The sequence below is a fragment of the Erwinia sp. MYb416 genome, assembly GCF_037479575.1.
Taxonomy (GTDB): domain Bacteria; phylum Pseudomonadota; class Gammaproteobacteria; order Enterobacterales; family Enterobacteriaceae; genus Erwinia; species Erwinia rhapontici.
The window spans coordinates 1,440-3,011 of the sequence record NZ_JBBGYT010000019.1 but is presented as its reverse complement, the minus strand read 5'-3'; the positions used below and the strand labels follow the sequence as shown (position 1 = coordinate 3,011).

At 47.0% G+C, this 1,572-nt stretch carries 1 protein-coding gene and 1 pseudogene; both read right to left on the bottom strand.

Going from position 1 to position 1,572, the window contains the following annotated elements; genetic code table 11:
• The coding region (locus tag WH277_RS00165) for a glycosyltransferase family 9 protein (RefSeq protein ID WP_339503651.1) at nt 1-1,023 on the bottom strand (1,023 nt) is incomplete at its 3' end.
• Nucleotides 1,024-1,027: 4 nt separating this feature from the next.
• Nucleotides 1,028-1,572, bottom strand: a pseudogene (locus tag WH277_RS00160) (deacetylase); the annotation flags it as partial.

Below are 1,572 nucleotides of genomic sequence, written 5' to 3'. Positions count from 1 at the left end.
TTCTACTTCCAATGGCAGGGTATAGCCGGTACGGGACTTATGAATAATATGGTGCAATTCAGTATCCTGAATCGGACCTGTCGAACGCGGGTCGGCGGTGACAAACAAGCTAATCGTTTTGACTTGCAATGCCACTGCCAGATGGAGTGGTCCAGTATCACCCGTGACGAGCAGGTCAAAACCATCGATGAGTGTGATCAACTGCTGTAGCCCTGTTTTACCGATGCGGTCGTCAATTAAATCTCTGTTTTTCTCACCGAGTTGCTGCATAAACTGTTGCGCTTTGCCTGCATCAGTCGGCCCGCCAATCAGCACAATATGCACATCAGGTAGCTGGGAGATAAGCATATTTGCCAGCGTAACGTAGTGCGATACAGGCCAACAGCGGGACTCTGTGGATGCGCCAAGCTGGAAGCCTATCGTCAAACGTGATGGGTCGCGGTTTCCCGCCTGGAATGGTGCAGGGATGACCATCGTGGGATCATCACTACGGCAACCCAGTATTGAAATCAACTCTAATTTACGGCGTACAAAGTGCCCGTAATAATGAAAAACATAATTGGTCAGCCATTTTTCTAGTCCACTAATACCTGAACTGTAATTATCCCGGATGATATATTTCGCTCCGGACATGACAGCGCTGATAACATCATAAGGAAGATGAGAGTGAAGAATGATGGCAATATCAGGTTGATGTTGACGTAAGGTTTTCACCAGCGTAGGTAACGTCTTTATTTTGTTATTCCAGTAAACCACGCGGTCATAATCACGGCCGTTATCAATCAGCTCACGATTCTTTTGGTGAGCAACAAGCGTGATGTGTGCTGCTGGGTATCGTTCACGAATCGCACGAATGGCGGGTGTATTAAACATAAAATCACCCAGCGCTGTTGTTGAATAGATAACTATATTATCAAACTGGATGCTGCTATCGAAACTGTCTTTCTTCTGCAAGCGACCATGTTTAGTGACATAACGGTCCAGAAACCAATTTGTGAGGCTAATCTTCCATTTCTTTGACATTGCATCAACTCACTTTCTTCTGATAATACTCAGACAGTGTCATTCCAATGGCACGTGGCTGCAGCCAGCTAAATAACTCGTCAAGTTCAAGATACAGTCGCTCAATACTCTCGTCCGTTTTAAACGTCGGGCTGCCTCCAGGCATAAACTCGGATGAGTGCAGCATAAATTCAACATAATCACTGCCGTCGGCCAGTGTTTTTTCAGCAACATGAATCATCTGCGCCACGTTACCGCCCATCGGGCGCAGCCAGTGGACGGAAGGGCTGCGCTGTTTTCCACGCAGGCGATCATAACCCTGTTTGAAGGCGTTCATCAATGAAGAATGTTTGTATTGAATACTCATTGGCACTTCAAGCAGCGAAGAGTCGCCTGGCTTCGAAATATCCTGCTGATCAATAAAGTAGGCCCGATCCTGAAAATGCTGATAGTTGGTGCCGCCATTGCCCTGCGGGGCACCGGGTGAAAACTGCCAGTTAACCCGTGGCGTCACTGAGCAGTCCACCTGATAGCCAAATTCAATGAGTAACTGTGCATAGTATTCATTAA